This window comes from Fructobacillus sp. CRL 2054 (assembly GCF_028764065.1).
Classification (GTDB): domain Bacteria; phylum Bacillota; class Bacilli; order Lactobacillales; family Lactobacillaceae; genus Fructobacillus.
Genome location: NZ_JACOFN010000005.1, coordinates 69,352 through 90,462, shown reverse-complemented (window position 1 = coordinate 90,462; position 21,111 = coordinate 69,352). Strand labels below are relative to the sequence as shown.

The following is a 21,111-nucleotide window of genomic DNA, read 5'->3' as shown; positions in this document are numbered from 1 at the left end:
GAAAAGAAGGCCTTACGGTCTTCTTTTTTCTATTCCATTCACTTCATCAAGATTGAGTTACAATTAAGAAAAGGCAGGCATTAGAATCGCCTCCCCTTCTCAATCAATACCTCGCACAGGTCCTATGTTATGAAAAAGTTATATTATGCAATTGTTGGACTACTTGCACTAATCTCCGTCTCTTTGGCGGGATTAGATATAGCGGGACTAATCTCCATTAATAAAGAACCTTTCTTCCTTATCGATCGACTAATCCTGCTCTTCTTTTGGGTAGACTACATTGTTCGGTTCACACAATCTAAAAACAAGTGGCAATTTTTCAAATCAAATATCTTTGATTTCTTAGCCATCATTCCATTTGATTCCTTCTTTACGCTATTCCGTATTTCGCGCGCCATCAAAGTCTTGAAGTTACTGCGCTTTGTCCGCATCATCGGGTTCAGTGTGCAGTTCAAGAAAAACGTTGACAAGTTCATCAACACAAACGGCTTCATCTACTTGATGACCTTTGCCATGATACTCATTCTCATTTCAGCTGGTATCTATTCACTCGCTGAAAACACCAGCTATGATAACGCCCTTTGGTGGGCAATTGTCACGGTCACCACGGTCGGATATGGTGATATCGCACCGAAAACTGACCTCGGACGTGGTATTGCCATTATCCTAATGTTTGTAGGCATCGGATTAATTGGAACCATCACCTCTACGGTGACCTCCTTCTTCACCCAACAGCAGGAAGATAAAACCATCGATGAACTACGAAACCGTTTAAATAAAATTGATAAAAAATTGGATGAGATTGATAAAAAGAAATAATTATTTTTGGAAGAGCACTTAGGCGCTCTTTTTTATTTTTCTAAAACATTGGGATTAAACCTCATTCTTAAACCGGATGATAAGTTACCTTTACAATATCAGCAATTGTGATTGTTGGATAATCAAGGGCTTGACCACGATCGTCGCTGTCCTCTGCCATAAAAATCCCTTTTTCTTCATCAAGAACCATAGTTATTGCCACTACTCGTCCATCTTTCAACAAAACACAATCATTTTCTTCTACTTTCATACTTTCTCCTTAACTTTATTTTCCTTTACTACTGCCATCCATAAATATTCCAATAGCTGATAAGAATGTTGCTGTTCCAAAAATGGAACCTGCTACCGGATGCTCTAAATACACCAACCCAAAAGTCGCTGCAATCATGGCTAAAGCAATCAATAAAGCTGTTAAATGACCGTAAGCTTTAAACTTCCAGTACTTCTGCTGCTCTAACATTTCCAAATGACGTCTGTGTTCTGACTCAACTATAGTATCTTTAATAATCTTTTCTGTTGAACCAGGTGCTAACTTTTCAATTTTCTCTAACACCTCCGGATTAGGTATAGGCCCTTTTGAAACGCTAAGTGACTCATCGCCCTTCTGCTTTTGGGCAACAATATAATCCTTATTGGCCATAATTCTGAATAACCTTTCTCAAGTCATTTTCAACCTTATTCCAATCATTATATTTTTTATCATTATCGCTTAACGCAAGGTAGGACTGCGACTGATTATTCTTGTCCGACCTCATTGCAAAAATTGACCGAAAAGGAAACAGAGTACTAGCAACTGATTTTCTTATTCCAACATAAAACCCACGGACTGCAACTTTTTGAATTGAATTAATTATTTGCTTTGCCATACACTGCCTCCTGCTTTTTCTACCGAAATTATAGCATGGCTAACGCACTTCAAAAACTACTTATACCCATTTATGACAAATCACTCTCTTGAAACACAAAAAGCACTAACAATAGTTAGTGCTTTTCTTTTATGCTTTAAAAATAACTGCTACTACTTCATCCAAGTTTCCCTTTTCAAAAGTTGACATATTATCCTCAGAAACAAATTCAAATACATATGTTCCGTCAGTTTGGATAGAAGCAACATTAGGTGTTCGACCATCTTTTAATCTAACAACATCAGTTTCATGTATTGTCATCAGTTCTTCCTTTCTTGTCAACTAAACAATAGTAAAGAAAAAGGCCATCTTCCAGGAATCCCAGAAAATGGCCGAAAAGGTGGTAACCGGAATCGAACCGGTGATCAGGGTGTTGCAGACCCATGCCTTACCGCTTGGCTATACCACCATGAAGCGTTTCACAACGCTTATGATTATAAAGAAAAATTCTAACTTTTTCAAGCAATTAGAAGTGATTAAATGAAAGAATTCACTTATCCCAACTTGTTATCGAGCAATACCTGCTGCATTTCCTTTTGAATCTCTTCGGGCTTCACCCATTCGTCAAAATGGTCCGCTTCAATTGGCAACTGCTCGTAGGTTTTGTTCAAGTATTCCTCCACCTTCAACAAGTGAGAAGAACGGGGCACATTCATCTTCAAAATCCGCACCATCTTGATAAAGCCGTGGTCAGCTGCGTACTCGGCACGGGAGTTTTCCGTGACATTACCGAGCTCGTAGTAAATGCTACCGTCGTTTCGAGTAATTTCTTCAATAAGATTAAAGGTCTGATTCATTTAAGATACCTCTTCCTTCTTTATGAAATGCATGTTCGACAAAGAAAATTGCCACTTTAATTGAACACATAATTCCAATCATCCCCAAGAGCATGGTGACTACTTCAAAGATCAAGAGCTTACCATTCATGAATTCTGCTGCCGAATAGTGCAAGCGGAAGAACCACACTAATAGTGGAATATTAGCACCCAGCATCCCAAAGAACAGGGTATTCATCGCCGTTCCAAGAATTTGTGAACCAATTGTTGTGCCCTGTTTTTTCAAATTATCCAGGCTAATTTCAGGAGTTCGCTCAACCACCTCAAAGAGATCAGCGGTCACCGCCATCGCAGCTTCCGCAATCGCCCCGAGGGCCGAAATGACCATCACGATGATGGCCAGGTTAGAAAAGTCAATCCCGACCGCTAAGGACAATCCTTCTAGCTCATCGGAATTCTCCAAGGTATAGCCCTGTAGGTGTCCCAAGTGTTGGGCCAAACAGGCTAAGACCATGATGAGCAACAAAACCAGAACCGAGGTCTTCCATGTGATAGCCAAGACTTTTTGCCGACCAGCTGAAAGATAAATAGCCACCGATAAAATCAAGACAGACATAATTGGCAACACAACCATTGCTGTAAAGCCCCAGTTAACCAAAGTAATCAACAAGAAAATCAGAATACAGTTTAGGAATAAACCTAAGAAAGTCAATGCGCCCTGCTTACCGCCCACGAAAAGTAGCGAAATCAAGAGCAGCAGAATCAAAACAAAAATTGCGTTCATTTTGCAGTCTCCTTTCGTGTTAAGAGTGTAGCGGTTAAGAAGGCCGTGACCGGTACCGCCCAAACAATTCCAAGTGCGGAAACCACGGTCTGCAAAATACCCAAGTTCATTGTCTGGTCAAGAATATAGGACCAGTTATTACCATTCCGTAGCATCAACACCACCATCGGAATCGTTTCGGCAATGAAAATCATAAACAAGACGTTGGTCAATGTTCCTAGAATTTCACGTCCAACGGATAAGCCAGCCTGCCAGTAGTCTGAGAATATTCGATCCGCAGATTCGCGTTGCAGACCGAATAGTCCAGCCACGATATCACCAGACTCATCCATAACAGCGCCCAGCACCCCAATAACAGCCTGTGCGTAAAAGACCGGCTGTGGCACCTGGGTGACATAGGACATGGTTTCAAAGTGCACACCAGTCGCACCGGTTAATGCAATCACAATTGCCATCGCCAAGAGTGCCAATAGTGTGGCAATCACTGTTGCCAACCAGGTAATCCAGGCCTGCAAGCCATGTCCTAGAACAAAGTATAGTGCCAGGCCAGAAAGCAGCATGGCCAAAACGGCAAAAACTGGTAACACCGGCAGTGCACGAGCCGAAGCGTCCCAGATGATCGTTAAGATAAAGAGCCCGGCATTAACGACAATTGATAGCCCTAAGAAGGAAAACTTTCGGCGGCTCATTGAGAAATAGAGTCCTGAGAATAAGAACCCTAAGAGAGCAAAGAGTAGCGAATCTCGCTTTGGCATATCAATCTGATAACCCGATGAAGACTTCTTGAGCAGAATTTGATCAAAAACATGATACTGATCAGACTCCGCTTGGGAAGCGTAGTAATCGTTATTTATCGTAACGACTTGGCCAGAGCGATTCAAAAGCTTGACCGTCAGTTTCTGAGTATAAGAACGATCCTGATTTTCATGTTCATCCGTTGAATCATCAGATGCAATCGTCTTCACGGATGTCACCTGCCCCACCGGTTGGTTGTAACAAACGCTATCCAATCGGCCAATAAAAAAGCAGGCCAAGGTAATCACAAAAATAAAGAGTATTTTTCGCCAATGTTGTTTCATTTTAAAACCTTCTTTATGAGAGAAAATTCAAGTTAGCGGTCCAAACGGCGGTTTTTACCTGCCATGGCGACCGGTTTTGAGAGGTACAGTACACGTTGCATCAAACGAGCCGCCTTACCTGGCTCCTGACCATCCTTGGTCTGACTCAGGTACTTTTCCAAGGAAGTCAAATCAAAGTTAGAAGTAAAGCAAGTCGTTAACTCGTGCTGCATCCGGTATTCCAGAATCACAGCCAAAACGGAGTCACGGGACCATGATGATAAGGTGTCAGCACCAAGGTCATCCAAAATCAAAACCGGCGCCTTCTTCGCTTCATCAATTAGTTCTAGGAGCGACTGGTCTCCATTGTTTCCAAATGAACCCTTCAAGCGCTCAATCAAGGTCGCCCAGTGCACCATCATGACGCCAATTCCGTTGTAGGCCAACGCGTTAGCAAAGGCTCCCATCAGATAGGTTTTTCCCACACCAAAGTCACCGGATAGGTAAACACCAGGCACGAAGTCCTGGCCACCGTTTTCATGCTGATTAACCAGGGCAGAAAAAGTCGAAACAACCGCAGCCACAGCGGGTGCACGGCCCTCATCTTGACCAACTTCTTCGACAATTTGATTCAAATCAGCCTTCGCAACGGACTTTGGTACCGCAATCGAGCGAAGCAATGCCGCCTGACGCAAACTCTTCTTCGTTTCCTCAGTTGGTTCGTAGGCCACGTGAGGATACCCCTTTTCAACGACCAAAGTTGGTCGATACCCTGGGTAAAGGGCTGGCTTGCCATCTGCTGAACGTTTCTTTTCACGAACAAATTCGAACAAGTCCGTCATCGAAACGACCAAGGCATCAGGCTTCAGTTTCGCCTGATTTTCCGACCAGAAATCACGAATATCTTGATCCTGTTGGACCACCTCAAAGGCAGCGGCTGCCTTATCATTTCCGATCGCAGGGTAGCGCTTCGAAAATTCTTTTAAAACACTTGCCAAATCCTGCATAAATCTTAATCCTTTGTCTTATAGTTCTTCATTAACTTCAACGCATCTTTGACGGCGTCTGAATCAACCTGTTGCTGACTGGCCGCTTCATTTGAAGTAAAGGCCGGTTCTTTTTTGACCGGTTGCCGATTCCAGTTACTCTTCGGTTGATTAGTCCGCTCTTTGCTCTTTTTATTATGCGCCTTAATCGCCGCAAACGCATCTTCTGCAGTGCGAACACCGGCTTTCGCCCATGAATTAGCAATCGTATCAAGCAGGTTACGCTTCAAATCCGCCTCATCCATGTCCACTAAAATCAAGTAGGTCAACATGTTAATGGCTGGTACCGGCAAGATACGGTTGGTAACCAAATCGTTTAGCATTCGCCGCTCGTTTTGCGTCACGTAACCAGAATTCTGCTGCTTAATTTGTCCAATAAAATCAATTGGTGATAGTTCATTAGCCGCCCGGTAAAGAACATCGAGTTTTTTATTTCCCGTCCTCTTCACAGTCTGCGCTGTCGACTGTGTTTCGGATACCACCGTAGGCGACTTTTCAATGTCAGCCAACTGCTGATTTTGTTTCTTCGATGCCCAGGTCTGTGCCAGGTAAGCTAAGAAGCTTCCCTTATTTACTTCGTGGTCATCCAAATTAATGGAACGGGTTAAAGCCGTTGCCATCTCAACCTCATTTAATCCGTAAAGGACCTGCTGAGTCAAAATGAGTTCGCGGGCCTTCTGAATTTTATCAACCGTTGTCCCGTGCACCAATTCCGCCATTCCGTCAAAGTCAAAAGTCAACTGGCTAAAGTCAGCCTGAGGATTTTTGGCGGCCTGGTCATTCACCTGAACACCCGGCTTTTGTGAACGCTCTGGTAAATCAAAGACCGATAGGAAAGATGCTGAGATATCCTGTTCAGAGTTCAAACTTGGACCGGCGGTTTGCTGATAACGCTTGGCTAAAGCCAAATAGCGCTCCTCACCAACATAGTGAAAAAGCAAGCCCGAAAGCAAGTCTTCCTTAAAGAAATCTGCCGCTGACAAAGGCTTTTGCAAGAGATAACGCATCTTCTCCTTGCCCATCTGCTGTCCCTGATAGGACTTTAGCAAACCAAGTCCTTCCAAGGCCTTTCGAGCACGGACAAAGTCTGGAGCCGACAAAGACAGTGAATCCAAAATCAAGTAGTGGTTTTGAAAAGATGCCGGTGCCTGACCAACTCCCTTTTTTTCTTCATAGAAAAACTGATAAAGGGCATAGGCCTTTGGACCCAAAAAAGGTAGGTATAGATTAAATAAAACCGATAAATCTTCCGGCTGAATGCTTGAAGACTGTTCAATAACAAGCGGCTTTGCAGCCTGGAAATTTTCTACCGAATCAACCATCTATCCCTCCTCTACTTCTTTCAAATAGGCGGCCACTTTTTCTTGTAATTCTTCGGCCGTTCCGTTGTTTTCAATAACGACATCCGCTTTATCTTCCTTAACATTCAAAGGAAGTTGGGACTTAATCCTTGACTGTGCTTCCCACTCATCTAAGTGGTCGCGTGCCATCAAACGGTCCAGCTGTGTACGTTCATTCGTCGCGATAACGACAACCTGGTCGAACCAGCCGGTATCTTCGTAGTGCTGTTCAAAGAAAAGCGGAATAGCACAAAAGACCAGTGACTTTCCCTTTATCTTATAAAAGGACAACTGGTCTTGAATCGCTGATCGAATTTCTGGCGCGGTAATTTCTGTTAAACGTTTTAATAGCGCTTGACTACCAAAGGCTTTTTGGCCCAATCGCTTTCGGTCTAGAACGCCGTTTTTAATAATATCCTCGCCAAAAGTCTCTTTAATTTCTTCAAGCGTGTGTGTGCCCGGTTCAACCACCTGGCGAGATACCAAATCAGCATCCACTACTGGATAACCAGCCATACGAATTTGATTCGTCACGGCGGATTTACCGGAAGCAATTCCACCCGTAATCGCAATCACTCTCATTTTTGAACTCCTTCAATTGCTTGAGCAAAAACTTGTGTTGAGTATACCACTCGACAAGTGTTGATGTATGGTGTCACAAAAATATAAGCTAAGCCTGCTGTTAAGAACCCTAATAAATGCCAGCCAATAAAGGACAATTCCAAGAGAAATAGTTCTCTTTTGCGCCCAGACATCACACGACGTGAAATCGTGATGTAGTCTGTCAAAGACTTTTGCGAACGATCAAAAAGCAAATCCATCTTGTAAGCGTAGTATGTTTGAGAATAAGAAAAGCGCTTCACAATTGCTGGCAGGAAAAAGATAAATGACCAGAAAAATAGTAAAATCTTTTCGACAAAGGCTAGCAAAAAGGCTTGGAAAAAACGTTTTGGTGCAAAACCTTGAAGGGCTGATGACCATCCCCGCTTTACCTCTGGCTTTTGGAAAACATCGATAATCGCCCACTTGGCCGACCATGTCAGTAAGAGCCCCAAGGCAGAAAAGAAAGTTCGGGATAAATAGAGATCATCCTTGCTGCTTGACGGTGTGATGACATAACCAGCGTATAACAAATAGGCGGTAGCCAATATTAACAGCGTCTGAATAATCTGTAGAATGACCAAGGGCCAGGTGCCCTTCAGGACTTTTTTAAAGCTTTCATTCAATTGTTTTTTAGCCGTAATTTTAACACGACGGCGTGAAATCACTGGTAGTTCTGTCATAGTACCTTTAATCTATACTTTTTTCACCTGGCACTTCGGGCAGAAAGTGGTCCCTCGCTGGCCAACTTTAATTTTTTCCAAAGTCGTTCCACAGCGTAGACATGGTAACTTTGCCCGGCCATATACTTGTAGTTCATTTTGGAACTGTCCTGTTTCACCAAAAATGTTGGAGAAAGAATGGACGGTTGTTCCGTGATGGGCAGTTGCCCGGTTAATTTCAGCAATAATGTTTTTACGTAATTCGGACAGCTTACGATCCGATAGTTTATCCGTTGTCGTTTCTGGATGAATCTTTGACATCCAAAGCACTTCGTCACAGTAAATATTTCCGAGGCCGGCAATATTAGACTGGTCTAACAAGAAAGTCTTCACCATTCGATGGCTACGGTTGAAGATTTCTTTCATATAGGAAAGCTTTAAATCTTCTTCTGTCGGCTCTGGGCCCAAGTCCTTCAAGCCCGAAACAGAGACTAATTCATCCCCCGTTTTAACAAGCGTCATGCGACCAAAACGGCGGGTATCGTTATAAAAGAGCTGCCGCTCATCCTCTAAATGAAAGACCACTTCGGTATGCTTTCGCAAAGGGTCACCTTCAGGTTCAACCGAATACTGTCCTTCCATCCGAAGGTGGGAAACCATGGTAAGGTCATTTGAAAAACGGAAGAGTAAGTACTTTCCACGCCGGTCAATCTTTTCAATCGTTCGCCCAACTAAATCGGATTTGAATGCAGTCAAATCCGATGTAACCACCTTTGGATATGGAACCTCAACCTTACGGATGATGGCCCCCTTCACTAAATTTGTCAGTCCACGACGGACCGTTTCTACTTCAGGTAGCTCTGGCATGTGTCTCTCCTCAAACTTTTGATTGACCACTGTAACTACATCTTCTCCATTTTATCATAGGAAAGGAAAAGCAATTCATATTAGAAAAAGACAAATAGCGATTTTTTTGTACTGCAACAAGCATCTAAACAAAATCCCGCTTTTTCTTCTAATAAATATTTAGAATTAATCAACTTTGCTCTATACTAAAAATACTTATGATTCATCTTATCCATCGAAATTAATTAAAAAAGTTGAGGATTCCCCATGAAAATCGGTATTACTTGTGACGTTAACCTACTAGAAATAGACATTATTAATTTACAATTGGCCAGCTTTGTCCCAAAGCCATTAGTGGATGCCGTCATGGCCTTTAACCACGTGCCAGTCGCCTTTCCAATTGCCAAAAAGGAAATGGCCAAGAATCACGTTGAGATGGTTGATGCCGTCATCATCCCTGGTGGGCCCGACGTTTCCCCTTTGCTCTATGGAGAAGAACCCCACGCAAAGATTGGAACAACCTATCCAGCACGTGACGACTTCGAATACGCCATCATCGATGAAGCGCGTAAGGCTGGAAAGCCCGTATTGGGAATTTGCCGCGGTGCCCAGTTAATTAATATCTACTACGGCGGAAACGTTTATCAAGATCTTGCTAGCCAGTATGAGCAGGAACCATTACAACACAGCCAAGCTGCCCGTGGCTTCTTACCCGTCCACACGGTTGCAATTGAAGAAAACTCTTTTCTCAGTCCAGTCTTTGGTAAAGAAGCCAAAGTCAACTCCCGCCATCACCAGGGATTAAAGAAGATTGGGAAAGGTTTGCGAGTCATTGCCAAGGCAAAGGACGGCATTCCTGAAGCCATCGAGAAGCCAGAAGAAGGCGTCTTCGCCGTCCAATGGCACCCCGAAAATCTCTGGGAATCAATGCCAGAAGAAAAGGAACTTTTCGCCCACTTCTTCGAGATTGTCCAGGAGAAAATAAATGAAGAATAAAGCAAATACTGCTCAAAAAATGGGTTTCTTCAGTCTCATCCTTTTTGGAATTAACGCCATTATCGGATCTGGAATCTTCCTACTCCCTTCATCTGGTATGAAGCTATTTGGCCCAGCAAGTATCCTCGTCTTACTTTTTGACGGGGCCTTAGCCTTCCTAATTGCGATGTGTTTTGCTGAATGCGCTTCTTACTTTAAGCAAACGGGTGGGGCTTATATCTATGCTAAAGAAGCCTTCGGTAACTTCGTCGGATACGAAGTTGGCTTTGTCACCTGGGCCATTCGTATCATTGCAGAAGCAACAATGTATGTCGCATTCGCTACGGCTTTGGCAGGGACTTTCCCATCCTTAGCTACGCCAGTTGCTAAAAACACTGTCATTACCATTCTCTTTATCAGTTTGGCCGTCCTAAACATTGCCGGAGTTCGTATCACAACGTTGATTTCCAACATTGTAACTGTTGGAAAGTTAGTACCGATTTTTCTAATTATTATTTGTGGCCTCTTCTTCATTAAGCCGGCCCACTTTGATCCATTCTTCGTCGAAAAATTAACAACAACGCCACACTTTGCTGCCGCTGCCATCACTCTTTTCTATATTTTTACTGGTTTTGAAGCCATTGTGATTACAGCTGGCGAAATGGAAAATGTTAAGAAAAACCTGCCTCGTGCGCTCCTAATTTCTCTTGGAACCGTCGTTGTCATTTACGCCCTTGTTATGGTTGTTTCCATCGGTGTATTAGGCGATAAACTAGCTATCTCAACAGTCCCATTAAAGGATACTTTTCAGGTGATTGCTGGAAACTTTGGCACGAATCTCATTTCCTTCGGTACCCTACTTTCCATTGGTGGAATCTGTGTGGCCTCTTCCTTTATCACACCACGTTCTGGTGTTGCTTTAGCTGAAAGTAAGATGATGCCTGCCATTTTGGCTAAGAAAAACAAACACGATGCACCGGTCGTTGCAATCATTGCTTCATCATCAATTTCCTTAATCATCGCTTTCTCCGGTTCATTTTCTGTTTTAGCACAGATTTCTGCGGTTTCACGTTTCGCCCAATTTATCCCAACAATCATCGCCGTTTTGGTCTTCCGTAAAACGAAGAAGGATGTTGAACATTCCTTCCGCGTACCATTCGGTCCAGTGATTCCTGTTTTGGCCCTGGCCGTTTCAGGATGGCTTCTCTGGCACGTTGACATGAAGAGCTTGACTTGGGGTCTTGGCGCACTTGTTATCGCCGTACCTTTCTACTTCCTTACAAAGAGTAGTCGCAAGGCTTAATTTAGATTTTCGTCCTGTAAGTAAAAACGCTTACAGGACTTTTTATTTAAATATTTAAAAAGAATAAAAATATTACCAAAATTTAATTGACAGTAAGCCTTTCGACTCGTATCATTAGAAAAGTCTAATATATTAATTCAGTGAACACCTTAAAAAACGAACGGACAGTCAATCCATGCCTAAATTAAACAAGAACACGCAAAAAATGGGCTTCATCAGCCTCATTCTCTTCGGAATTAACGCCATTATTGGATCGGGTATCTTTTTACTACCATCCACGGGGATGCGTCTCTTTGGCCCAGCCAGTATCCTAGTCCTATTATTTGACGGTTGCTTGGCCTTTTTCATCGCCATGTGCTTTGCCGAATGTGCCTCCTACTTCAAAGAAACTGGTGGTGCCTATGTATATGCACTTGAAGCCTTCGGCCGCTTTGTTGGTTACGAGGTCGGATTCGTCACTTGGGCCATCTGGATTATCGCCGAAGCCACCATGTACACAGCCTTTGCCACAGCACTTGGGGGTATCTTCCCCGCTTTAGCAGATAGCACCAGCAAAAACATTATCATCACCATTCTTTACCTTTGTCTGGTCAGTCTCAATCTCTCAGGTGTTCGTTTGACCACCATCATTTCAAACGTGGTCACCGTTGGTAAGCTCGTCCCCATCTTCTTAGTCATTATTGTCGGCCTATTCTTCATTAAGCCAACCCACTTTGATCCCTTCTTTGTGGAAAAGCTCACCACAATTCCAAACTTCGCCACAGCAGCCATCACCCTCTTCTACATCTTTTCTGGCTTTGAACGAGTGGTGATTACAGCCGGCGATATGAAGGACGTTCAAAAGAACCTACCCCGAGCGCTACTTATTTCTCTTGGTACTGTGGTCGTTGTTTACATTCTGGTCATGGTGACATCTATCGGTGTGCTTGGTGATAAACTAGCGACCTCCACAGTTCCCCTAAAGGACACCTTCCAAGCCGTCGCTGGAAACTTTGGATCAAACATTATTTCCTTTGGTACCATCGTTTCAATTGGTGGTATCTGCCTCGCCTCCTCCTTTGTTTCACCACGTTCTGGACTGGCACTGGCCGAAAACAAAATGATGCCTTCCATCTTAGCCAAGCGTAACCGACGCAATGCTCCCTTTGCAGCCATTCTCGTTTCATCGTCGATTTCTCTCTTGATTGCTTACTCCGGATCATTTGCGGTACTGGCACAAATTTCTGCGGTTTCACGTTTTGCCCAATTCATTCCAACCATCATTGCCGTACTCGTCTTTCGTAAAACGATGACCCAATCTGATAAAGTCTTTCGAATTCCATTTGGACCAATCATTCCAATCTTGGCATTACTCGCTTCCTTCTGGTTGTTATTCCACGTGGAAATGAAGAATCTCATTTGGGGATTAGGTGCATTAATTCTAGCCGTTCCCTTTTACTTCTTAACAAAGCGCCAAACTCAAAAATAATACACATAAAAAGCAGCAACCAAACGGTTGCTGCTTTTTTATTAACGAGGCTTCTTAGCCTCATCCTTATAGCCACGAATAAAATCAATGGTTTCCTGCATACGACCGCCAAGCAAACGGTTCGTTAAACGCAGCAATGGGAACGTATGCCAGCGACGAACATGTCCATTTCGTAAATCTTCACGAAACTTCTGTGCACCAGAAGCATAGTCGGCACGTAACTCTTTTAGAGTGTTTTGACCATAGACGTTTGATTCCGTTTTATAGTCATAGTTACGACTATAGAGGCCGCCTTCATAATCTTTTTTAATACGATCGTGTAATTTATTATTCATTATTAGTCTCTCCAAATGAACAATCAGAACAAATTAATCTCGTTTCTGAGCCCACTTTGGCTTTCCCTTGTTCTTCTTTTTACGAGCTTGGTGCTTCTGCTTCGCCTTTTTCAAAGTCTTTGGGTCTTCTTGCTTCCGTTGAGCAGCCTTACGAGCAGCATACCCCTGTCCGGGCTTCTTAACAGAGTTTGAATCGGTAGTAGTCTTAACTGCTGTTGGCTTTGTTCGCTTCGTTGATGCGATGGATACAGCAGCCGGCTCATCAGAAACCACCTGCGCTGATGGCTTCTTCTTATCGGCAACCGATGCCCATGAAAACTTCTTCAATTCCAATTCATCCGGCAAGTACTGCTTTAACATTCGAATATCGTGGTCATTTCCAAGTGTCAAGACCTGGCCACGTTGCCCGGCACGGCCAGTACGACCGGAACGGTGCAAATAGGTCGTCAGGTTACGTGGTACTTGAGCGTTCACAACCAATGGCAAGCCCGTAATATCCAAACCACGGCCAGCAACATCGGTTGCCAAGAGCAAGTCCAGTTTCCCCTTCTTAAAGGCCTGCAAGGCATCGGCACGCTTTAAATGGGACTTCTCGTTATTACCAACGGACATCACGGAGGCGTGTTCGTGACGCAAAGCAGCCTGTGCGGCAACCAAGGCGTTAATGGAGTTAAAGAAAACCAAGGCTTGCACGTGACGACGAGCCAACTCAATCAAAACTTTATGGTTGGCACGGCCATCAACGTGTAAGAAAGTATGATCAATCGTTTCAGGTGAGCGTTGTCCAACTGAAACTGGCTTAACTGACTGACCAAAGAGTCGTTCAACCCAAGCCAAATCAACCCCAGAAGTAGCAGAGAACAAGGAAACCTGCTGTAAGTTGGGCAAGTTATCAGCTAACTTTTCCAGCTCCGCCGCGTGTTCGTCTGTCAAAGTCGCATCCGCCTCATCGACAACCAACATCGTGAAGTGGTTCGTCTTCAAGGCCTTCCCATCAATCATGGTCTGAATACGGCCCAAGGTACCAACAACAACGGCTGGCTTCTCCTTCTTCAACTTGTCGGCCTGACGCTTTCCGTTGGCACCACCGATCAGGGCCGCGACTTTGACACCAATCAAAGCCGCATAAGGACGAATAACCTGTGCCAATTGCGCACCCAGTTCCTGAGAAGGAGCCAAGATTAAGAGTTGGTGGCCCTTCTTTGTTAAATCAAGACGGGAAAGTAATGGCAAAGCAAAGGCCAAAGTCTTTCCAGAACCCGTTGGCGCTAAACCAAAAACGGATTCACCATCAGCTAAACGGTCAAAAAGCGCTTCTTGAATGGCTGTCTTTTCTTGGAAATGCTTATCAAATTCTTCTTGTAATTCAGGTAAAATCATGTAATTCTCCGCTAGTCGGACTAGATATCTATGTTTATTATAGCAGTTGGGCTCATAAAATTTCTTTGCAAAAATTGCTACTCATCCTGATGAAAAAGACCCGGTCGCCCAGGTCTTTTTTTAATCAGAATATTCAAAAATGAAGTTTGTGTTATTGATACGAACGTCATCGCCGTCCTTAGCACCCGCTTCGCGGAGCTTATCATCAACACCCATGTGGCGTAATTGACGAGCAAATCGCATAATCGTTGCTTCACGTTGCAAGTTAGTCATTGCGGCCAACTTTTCAACTTCAGGACCAGAAATAATCCAGCAATCAAGTTCATCATTCCAGTCGACAGATACATCGGCCTGGTCTTCTTCAAACTTGTAAAGCTTTGCTTCAGCGTCCGTTTCTTCCTCAACCTTATATGATTCAGGAACTGATGCCTTATCAAGCATGTCGGCCGTTGCGCGAAGCAAGTCATCAACACCCTTATGAGTAACAGCTGAAATCGCCATAATTTCCGGTTCAAACTTCAAACCAGAATCAGCCTTCACTTCAGAAACAAACTTTTCGTAGTTTTCTTCTGAATCAGGCATGTCCATCTTAGTACCCACAACGATTTGTGGACGTTCTAAGATTGTGGCATCGTACTGCTCCAACTCAGTTAAAATCTTACGATATTGCGTGTATGGATCTTGTCCTTCGATACCTGACATATCAACAAGGTGCAAGATAACACGGGTACGTTCAACGTGACGGAGGAATTGGAATCCAAGTCCAACACCTTCAGAAGCACCTTCAATCAACCCTGGCAAATCGGCCATAACAAAGTCGCGGTCGTCTGAAAGTCGAACCATTCCAATGTTTGGGTTAATCGTCGTAAAGTGGTAAGCAGCAATCTTTGGCTTAGCGTTTGAAACAACGGAAAGCAAAGTTGACTTACCGGCTGATGGGAAGCCAACCAATCCAACATCCGCAAGAACACGGAGTTCCAACTTAATGTGACGAACTTGTCCAGGCTCTCCGTTTTCAGACAATTCAGGAGCTGGGTTGGCAGGTGTGGCGAAGTGGATGTTTCCACGGCCACCACGACCACCACGAGCAACAACCAATGTTTGCCCTTCGTGGACCATGTCACCCAAGAATTCACCAGTGTCAGCGTCCGTGACAATGGTTCCTTGAGGAACAGAAATGATACGGTCTTCCGCAGAAGCCCCTGTCATCCCCTTGGTTCCACCTTTTCCACCCGATTGGGCTTTAAAATGACGGTTATAACGAAAATCCATCAAAGTACGTAGACCTTCGTCTACCTTTAGGATAATCGAACCACCATGGCCGCCGTCCCCACCAAAGGGACCGCCCATGGCGACGAACTTTTCATGTCGGAAGGAGACGATTCCATCGCCACCCTTGCCGGCTTTTAATTCAACTTGTGCTTGATCAACAAATGCCATGAACCGGTCTCTCTCCTTTTATTCAATCGTGTAACAGACATTTAAGTATATCATGGAACAACGGGACTGTATAGCGGTAAAAGTGCAATATAAATTTAATTATACCTTTCTTTTCATCTATAAAAAGTCTCAAAACGACAAAAAATGTACACCATTCGGTATACATTTTATAAAGTTCACTCTATTCACTTTTCAGTCGTTTTCTCAAAAAATGAAAGAGTAATAAGACAGTTAGTAATCCATATACCCGCAACCATTGAGCACCTATGCTCTCTCTCCTTAAGGCACTTTGCATCAGCCAAAAAGGCAGAATTCGACTAATCGAACCTAGCCATTCTGGATAGGATGTGATGGGTACCAAGGTTGCCGAAAGGATGGGTAAAGCAGCGACCAAAAGATTACTACCAAAATACGGATTCTCCTTTTGTAAGAAAGGCAGGGTCACTAACAAACCGAAGAGTAATGTAAAACACTCGGAAATGAACAGCCACATCACAACATGAAATGTCAGTGTGACTTTTCCACTGAACAAGGCAAAGGTTATGTAGAGTAAACAACCTTGAAGAACCGATAAAGTAAAAGCAATCAGGGCAATTGATCCGAGGTAAATGATCAAACAACGGGCGTTAGCAAACATTACCGATAGTAAACCATTGTCTCGAACCTTAACGAGTAACTGTGCCAGGATTACAATTAGTTGAATTCCCATCATGAGTGACAGATAGGGCCAAAGTGCTTGGCCGCTAATATGTTGTCCCGTTAGTAAGATATAAAAAAGGACGGTAAACGCCGGTTCCAACAGGAAGGTCACAAGCATTGTTTGCCAGTTACTAAAAATCGAGAGATTTTTGATTAACGTACGAATCACCATCTACAGCACCTCCAATTCACCGCTCACACGAACTCGTTGAAGGATGTTACGGACCGCAATTGTGGCCACTGCTAGCCAGCAAAAAATCACCAATACCCAGTAGATAAAGTGAGACATTTCCCAGTTGCTACCATCAAATAACAATTGAATTGGAAAACGAATGGGAACCAATTCGGATAATGCCTGTAAGACCTTTCCCTTTAAAAAGCCATCCCCGAAAAGGCCTGATAGGATCAAAACTGGCGTTGCAAAGAGGCTTTCATAGACGAATGCGTTACGCGTTAATAAAAACAAGGCGGCTAAGACATAGGTCATTGGTAAAGCCGCTAACCAAAAGAGAATAAGTGCTAGAAATTCATGCCCGCTTATCGTTGGCCAACTCCCACCATTTAGCAAAAAGGCTGTGATTTCTGCAATCGGAAAAGCAATCAAACCAAAAGTTGCTGAAGACGATACCAAAGCTGCCAGCGATTGCCAAGTATTTTGAGCAGCATTGACTAGATAAACGAGTACCCCCTGTGAGCGTTGAAAATGTAAAATGCCCGCTGCCGTAATCGCACTGTTCCACAGACCTAAAACCGTTGCCATCAAAACATCGTGACTCGTTAACGATTGGCCATTAGCATAGACAACTAAATACCTTAAAAGCAGTAGACCGACAGTGCTAGTCAACACAAGCCAAGCAAAATAAGACTGACTGCCATAACGCTTTAAGTGAAAAGCATACATTCTAAAGAAATCCATCCTAGCCTCCCAACTTCTTCATGAAAGCCAGGTAAGATTCTTCCAAAGTCGCCGGGCGATCAATTTGTTGAAGGCCTGAGGCCGAGGCCATTTCCTCCACCGTACCAAAAAAGCGTATTTGACCATCGTAGAGCAAATGAATATCATCTGCTAAATCACTCACCTCGTGCAAAATATGGCTAGTTAAAATAATCGAACGGCCTTCTCCTGCAATTTCAGTAATTAACTGCCGCAGCCGTTGTGCCGTTGCTGCATCAACAGCATTGGTCGGTTCGTCTAAGAGTAGAATTGGACTTTCTTTCAATAAACCACGTGCAATGTGCAAACGTTGCAAGAGCCCCATCGATAAATTCGAAACGCGCTGTCTCTTCTTCTCACTCAATCCAACTTGTTTCAAGACTTTAGCCACACGATTGGCACGTTCACGACGTTTGATTCCCATTAACGTGGCAAAAAAGAAAAGGTTTTCTTCCACCGTGGCATTGCGGTAAAAGCCGTTACTGCCACCAAATACAACACTAACCAATTGGTTTAGTTCGCTCAGATGGTTGGTTAAATTCCGTCCACTTACCATTACCTGGCCAGCATCAGCCGTCAAGTAGCCAGCTAATATTTTTAATAAAGTCGTTTTACCAGCACCATTAGGACCAATAAAAGAGACAATCTCACCTGGATAAACATCGAAAGATAAGCCCTTCAACACCGGCGTATCCTTATATTTTTTATGAAGGTTGTGAACCATTAGAATGGGCGTCTTCTCTCTATCGCTCATTTTTTGTCTCCCCTTTTTAAGATACTTCATTATAGCGGGGGAGCACAAGTAAAGTCTATATTTTTCTAATGATATTCTAATTTTAAATATTAAATCAGCTATGCGACGCATTTTATCCAACTAAAAAAGTCAGCAAGCTCCCGCCCACTGACTTTATCAATTCTTTATTTATTACTATCTACCTTGACGGTATCTAGTTCCTGCTTTGGCTTCTTCGCCCAGCTAACCACTGCCCAGAGCGAATTCACAATGTAATAGGAGTACTTACCAACGTTGGCAAAGTTTCCTTGCGTTAAGGCCTTGCCGAAGTTAGCAAAATTATAGATACTCCAGAAGTACCATTGATCTTGCACCTTGAAAATGTTCAACACATCAGCCGTCAACGCCAAGCCGAAGGTGATGGAAGCCAGGTAGTAGACCGTATTAACTGGCCAATGACATAGTTCATAACCTAAGTAATTCAACCCAAATGAAAGCGCAAATGCCACGATAATCAAAGGAAATACCACGTACCATTTGGCCTTCTTCGGCGTTTTATTTTCGGTCCATTCCTTCATACGGGTTGGTAGGTAATTCGTTACAACCGAAATTGGGTAGGTTAACCAAGCCCCCATGTTACCAAAACCAAAATCAAGTAGCCCGGCAAAAATTACGTTAATCCATGAAATCCAGTTACCAAGGTTGTATTGCTTGGCAATGAAACGCGTGGACGTAATGGAGGCAACGGCCGACAGTGTTGAGATAATTCCAACTGCTGGAAAAGTCGTCATCCAATAGCCCTGTGCACCGTGAAAGAAATGAAGAGCTGACAATGGCGTTGTTAGAAAATGCATGTACCAGGCAACCGCCAACACCATGGCGACACCGAGAAGGTCAAATAAATCAACCATTCCCTTAAAAAAGGTCATATGCAGTGCTTTGTTAATTTTTGTGAACATCACTGTTCACCTCCTCTTGTTTTTTTAGACGAGCCGTGTCGGAAGCAACGCTCGTGTTTTTTCATTTACCATCAGGTAAATTAATCCAATTATACCCTATTTATCTTTGTCAAATTTACTTTTTACCCCGAACAAAAGGGAGAGATTTCATTTTTTCAAATAAAAAAATCAGCAAGCTTTCACCCACTGACTTTTGAATGATTTACTTTTCGACCTTCGATTGGGACAGCGTCCAGTGAATCAACTGAGCCGTCTTCTTCGACAGACCCAATTCTTGTAATTCTTCTGGTGAAGCCTCTTCAATCTTAGTCAGGGATCCAAAGTTACTCAACAGCTTCTGACGGGTCTTTGGTCCAACACCAGAAATGGCATCCAAACGAGAAGCCAAGGACTTTTTCGAGCGGGACTTTCGGTGAAATGTGATAACGAAGCGGTGCACTTCGTCTTGAACACGTTGCACCAGGAAGAATCCCTGGGAGTGGTGATCAAGGGGCACGATTTCTTCCGTTTTACCAGAAATTAAATCCGCCGTCTTGTGCTTGTCGTTCTTCACCATCCCCGCAATCGGAATATCCAAGCCAAGCTCGTCTTCCAAGACTTCTTTAGCAGCATGCAACTGGGCAATCCCACCGTCCATTAGGATTAAGTCCGGCATATCCTCGTGCTCTTTCAGCAAACGGGAGTATCGACGACGAATCACTTCCTGCGTTTCCAGCCACTCATCAGCGTGGTTAGTCGAGTGAATCTTATACTTTCGGTACAAATCCTTGTTTGGACGTCCATCTTCAAAAACGACCATGGCCGAAACGATTTCATCCCCCTGCGTGTGGGAGTGATCGAAGGCTTCAATACGGTGTCCCATCGAAATACCGAGGGCATCGGTCACTTCCTTCATCGCCTGAGTGGTCTTCTGCTCGTTTAGCTCCATCAAACGGAACTTTTCTTCTAACGCGATGCGAGCGTTCTTTTCAGCCAAGTCCAAGAGGTCCTTCTTTTCGCCACGGACCGGTGTGCGGACTGGCAAATCCAAGGCTTGTGACATCAAATCGGCATCCACCACCTTGGGTACTAAGACCTCTTTGGGCTTTTGAATGTTCTTTTGTAAATAGAATTGCTGAATAAAAGTCGTCAGCTCGTCCACACCATCTGACACCACGGCAAAAGTCTGCTTCATCTGCCGAATCAAACGGGCCTGACGGAGGAAGAAGACGGAAACGGTCATCCAACCCTTATCCATGTGATAGTTAAAGAGGTCTCGTGGCGTTGAATCCTTCGAAAGGACACGCTGACTTTCGACCGTTTCATCGATGTACTTCAGCTGGTCACGTAGGTCGGCAGCCCGTTCGAATTCCATCTTCTCGGCTGCCTCTTCCATCTCCTTTGCCAAACGCTTCTTCACGACTTTGGTATCGCCGGACAAAAAACGCTTGATTCGATCCACTTGGGCATCGTATTCAGCCATCGGCACGGACTTGAAGCAGGCACCCAAACACTGTCCCATCGAATAGTAGAGACAGGGGCGCCCCTGCCTGCCCTTACAACGGCGCAGCGGATAGTTTTTTTCCAAGAAGTGTAAGGTTTCCTGAGCCGCATAGACGTTTGGATAAGGTCCAAAGTAAAAGGCCCCATCCTTCTTCACCTCGGAAACCAAAGCCAGTCGAGGATTACGTTCCTGGGTAATCTTAATGTAGGGATAACCGGTTCCGTACTTCAATCGAATATTGTAGTAAGGCTTATACTTTTTAATCAGCTCGTTTTCGAGCAAAAAGGCTTCTTTATCGGAGTTGGTCACGATGAAGTCAAAGTCGACAATGTTGGCAACCAGTTCCGCCGTCTTCCCGTCGTGATCCTGCTTAAAGTAGGATCGAACACGGTTCTTTAAATTTTTTGCCTTCCCGACATAAATAATTTTGCCGGTATAGTCCTTCATTTGGTAAGAACCAGGCTCACTTGGTAAAAGGGATAGTTTATCTTCAATATGTTTTGAGGGATTAGCTAGCATAGGTCCATTATATCCTTTTTCGTATCAAAAAAACCGCCTGGACAGCG

General features: G+C 43.9%; 24 protein-coding genes and 1 tRNA gene. 4 read left to right on the top strand and 21 right to left on the bottom strand.

Features of this window, described 5'->3' with window-relative positions; genetic code table 11:
* Nucleotides 1-129: 129 nt before the first annotated feature.
* Nucleotides 130-819, top strand: coding sequence for a potassium channel family protein (locus H7198_RS03525; protein WP_274458405.1), 690 nt, complete (start codon nucleotides 130-132; stop codon nucleotides 817-819).
* 67 nt (nucleotides 820-886) lie between these two features.
* On the opposite strand, the gene H7198_RS03520 is transcribed toward H7198_RS03525, so the two are convergent.
* The 13 genes from H7198_RS03520 to mutM all read right to left on the bottom strand — a co-directional run bounded on the left by H7198_RS03520 (nucleotide 887) and on the right by mutM (nucleotide 8,857).
* Complete coding sequence (locus H7198_RS03520) at nucleotides 887-1,069, bottom strand: hypothetical protein (RefSeq protein ID WP_274458404.1); 183 nt, start codon at nucleotides 1,067-1,069, stop codon at nucleotides 887-889.
* A gap of 15 nt (nucleotides 1,070-1,084) precedes the next feature.
* Complete coding sequence (locus H7198_RS03515) at nucleotides 1,085-1,459, bottom strand: DUF2335 domain-containing protein (RefSeq protein WP_274458403.1); 375 nt, start codon at nucleotides 1,457-1,459, stop codon at nucleotides 1,085-1,087.
* Nucleotides 1,449-1,685: a hypothetical protein gene (locus H7198_RS03510; RefSeq protein WP_274458402.1), complete on the bottom strand. Its 237-nt coding sequence runs from the start codon at nucleotides 1,683-1,685 to the stop codon at nucleotides 1,449-1,451. Before H7198_RS03510 ends, H7198_RS03515 begins: the two co-directional genes overlap by 11 nt.
* Before the next feature lie 129 nt (nucleotides 1,686-1,814).
* Nucleotides 1,815-1,985: a hypothetical protein gene (locus H7198_RS03505; RefSeq protein ID WP_274458401.1), complete on the bottom strand. Its 171-nt coding sequence runs from the start codon at nucleotides 1,983-1,985 to the stop codon at nucleotides 1,815-1,817.
* 77 nt (nucleotides 1,986-2,062) lie between these two features.
* Nucleotides 2,063-2,133 (bottom strand) — tRNA-Cys (locus H7198_RS03500).
* 85 nt (nucleotides 2,134-2,218) lie between these two features.
* The gene (locus H7198_RS03495) at nucleotides 2,219-2,521 is read right to left on the bottom strand and encodes a hypothetical protein (RefSeq protein ID WP_274458400.1); all 303 of its coding nucleotides are present in this window, start codon (nucleotides 2,519-2,521) and stop codon (nucleotides 2,219-2,221) included.
* Nucleotides 2,505-3,284, bottom strand: a complete 780-nt coding sequence (locus H7198_RS03490; RefSeq protein WP_274458399.1) for a YibE/F family protein — start codon at nucleotides 3,282-3,284, stop codon at nucleotides 2,505-2,507. The genes H7198_RS03495 and H7198_RS03490 overlap by 17 nt, the downstream gene beginning before the upstream one ends.
* On the bottom strand, nucleotides 3,281-4,363 hold the full coding sequence (locus tag H7198_RS03485) for a YibE/F family protein (RefSeq protein ID WP_274458398.1): 1,083 nt from the start codon (nucleotides 4,361-4,363) through the stop codon (nucleotides 3,281-3,283). The genes H7198_RS03490 and H7198_RS03485 overlap by 4 nt, the downstream gene beginning before the upstream one ends.
* Nucleotides 4,364-4,395: 32 nt before the next feature.
* Nucleotides 4,396-5,349 carry a primosomal protein DnaI gene (dnaI, locus tag H7198_RS03480; RefSeq protein ID WP_274458397.1) on the bottom strand — a complete coding sequence of 318 codons (954 nt, stop codon included), beginning with the start codon at nucleotides 5,347-5,349 and terminating at the stop codon, nucleotides 4,396-4,398.
* Between the two features lie 5 nt (nucleotides 5,350-5,354).
* Nucleotides 5,355-6,710, bottom strand: a complete 1,356-nt coding sequence (locus H7198_RS03475) for a DnaD domain protein (RefSeq protein ID WP_274458396.1) — start codon at nucleotides 6,708-6,710, stop codon at nucleotides 5,355-5,357.
* Nucleotides 6,711-7,310 carry a dephospho-CoA kinase gene (gene coaE / locus H7198_RS03470; protein WP_274458395.1) on the bottom strand — a complete coding sequence of 200 codons (600 nt, stop codon included), beginning with the start codon at nucleotides 7,308-7,310 and terminating at the stop codon, nucleotides 6,711-6,713. It abuts the gene before it with no gap.
* Complete coding sequence (locus H7198_RS03465) at nucleotides 7,307-8,011, bottom strand: DUF975 family protein (protein ID WP_274458394.1); 705 nt, start codon at nucleotides 8,009-8,011, stop codon at nucleotides 7,307-7,309. The genes coaE and H7198_RS03465 overlap by 4 nt, the downstream gene beginning before the upstream one ends.
* Nucleotides 8,012-8,023: 12 nt before the next feature.
* Nucleotides 8,024-8,857 carry a bifunctional DNA-formamidopyrimidine glycosylase/DNA-(apurinic or apyrimidinic site) lyase gene (mutM, locus tag H7198_RS03460; RefSeq protein WP_274458393.1) on the bottom strand — a complete coding sequence of 278 codons (834 nt, stop codon included), beginning with the start codon at nucleotides 8,855-8,857 and terminating at the stop codon, nucleotides 8,024-8,026.
* Nucleotides 8,858-9,103: 246 nt separating this feature from the next.
* Here mutM and H7198_RS03455 point away from each other — a divergent pair, with 246 nt between their 5' ends.
* The 3 genes from H7198_RS03455 (at nucleotide 9,104) to H7198_RS03445 (ending at nucleotide 12,582) form a co-directional block, all read left to right on the top strand.
* Nucleotides 9,104-9,832, top strand: a complete 729-nt coding sequence (locus H7198_RS03455; protein ID WP_274458392.1) for a gamma-glutamyl-gamma-aminobutyrate hydrolase family protein — start codon at nucleotides 9,104-9,106, stop codon at nucleotides 9,830-9,832.
* Nucleotides 9,822-11,114 (top strand): APC family permease, encoded by a 1,293-nt coding sequence (locus tag H7198_RS03450; RefSeq protein ID WP_274458391.1) that lies wholly within the window; start codon nucleotides 9,822-9,824, stop codon nucleotides 11,112-11,114. Before H7198_RS03455 ends, H7198_RS03450 begins: the two co-directional genes overlap by 11 nt.
* Nucleotides 11,115-11,289: 175 nt before the next feature.
* Nucleotides 11,290-12,582 (top strand): APC family permease, encoded by a 1,293-nt coding sequence (locus H7198_RS03445; protein WP_274458390.1) that lies wholly within the window; start codon nucleotides 11,290-11,292, stop codon nucleotides 12,580-12,582.
* A 41-nt stretch (nucleotides 12,583-12,623) separates the two neighbouring features.
* On the opposite strand, the gene H7198_RS03440 is transcribed toward H7198_RS03445, so the two are convergent.
* From H7198_RS03440 to uvrC, 8 genes are all read right to left on the bottom strand, one after another.
* Complete coding sequence (locus tag H7198_RS03440) at nucleotides 12,624-12,917, bottom strand: hypothetical protein (protein WP_274458389.1); 294 nt, start codon at nucleotides 12,915-12,917, stop codon at nucleotides 12,624-12,626.
* 33 nt (nucleotides 12,918-12,950) lie between these two features.
* Nucleotides 12,951-14,297, bottom strand: coding sequence for a DEAD/DEAH box helicase (locus tag H7198_RS03435; protein ID WP_274458388.1), 1,347 nt, complete (start codon nucleotides 14,295-14,297; stop codon nucleotides 12,951-12,953).
* 120 nt (nucleotides 14,298-14,417) lie between these two features.
* Nucleotides 14,418-15,737, bottom strand: a complete 1,320-nt coding sequence (obgE, locus tag H7198_RS03430) for a GTPase ObgE (protein ID WP_274458387.1) — start codon at nucleotides 15,735-15,737, stop codon at nucleotides 14,418-14,420.
* Nucleotides 15,738-15,918: 181 nt separating this feature from the next.
* Nucleotides 15,919-16,608, bottom strand: a complete 690-nt coding sequence (locus tag H7198_RS03425) for a hypothetical protein (RefSeq protein WP_274458386.1) — start codon at nucleotides 16,606-16,608, stop codon at nucleotides 15,919-15,921.
* Nucleotides 16,609-17,352: a hypothetical protein gene (locus H7198_RS03420; protein ID WP_274458385.1), complete on the bottom strand. Its 744-nt coding sequence runs from the start codon at nucleotides 17,350-17,352 to the stop codon at nucleotides 16,609-16,611.
* 1 nt (nucleotide 17,353) lies between these two features.
* Nucleotides 17,354-18,124 carry an ABC transporter ATP-binding protein gene (locus tag H7198_RS03415; protein ID WP_274458384.1) on the bottom strand — a complete coding sequence of 257 codons (771 nt, stop codon included), beginning with the start codon at nucleotides 18,122-18,124 and terminating at the stop codon, nucleotides 17,354-17,356.
* Between the two features lie 164 nt (nucleotides 18,125-18,288).
* Entirely contained in the window at nucleotides 18,289-19,062 is a 774-nt protein-coding gene (locus tag H7198_RS03410) for a nicotinamide mononucleotide transporter (RefSeq protein ID WP_274458383.1), read from the bottom strand.
* A gap of 202 nt (nucleotides 19,063-19,264) precedes the next feature.
* Nucleotides 19,265-21,064 carry an excinuclease ABC subunit UvrC gene (uvrC, locus tag H7198_RS03405; protein ID WP_274458382.1) on the bottom strand — a complete coding sequence of 600 codons (1,800 nt, stop codon included), beginning with the start codon at nucleotides 21,062-21,064 and terminating at the stop codon, nucleotides 19,265-19,267.
* Between the last annotated feature and the right edge of the window lie 47 nt (nucleotides 21,065-21,111).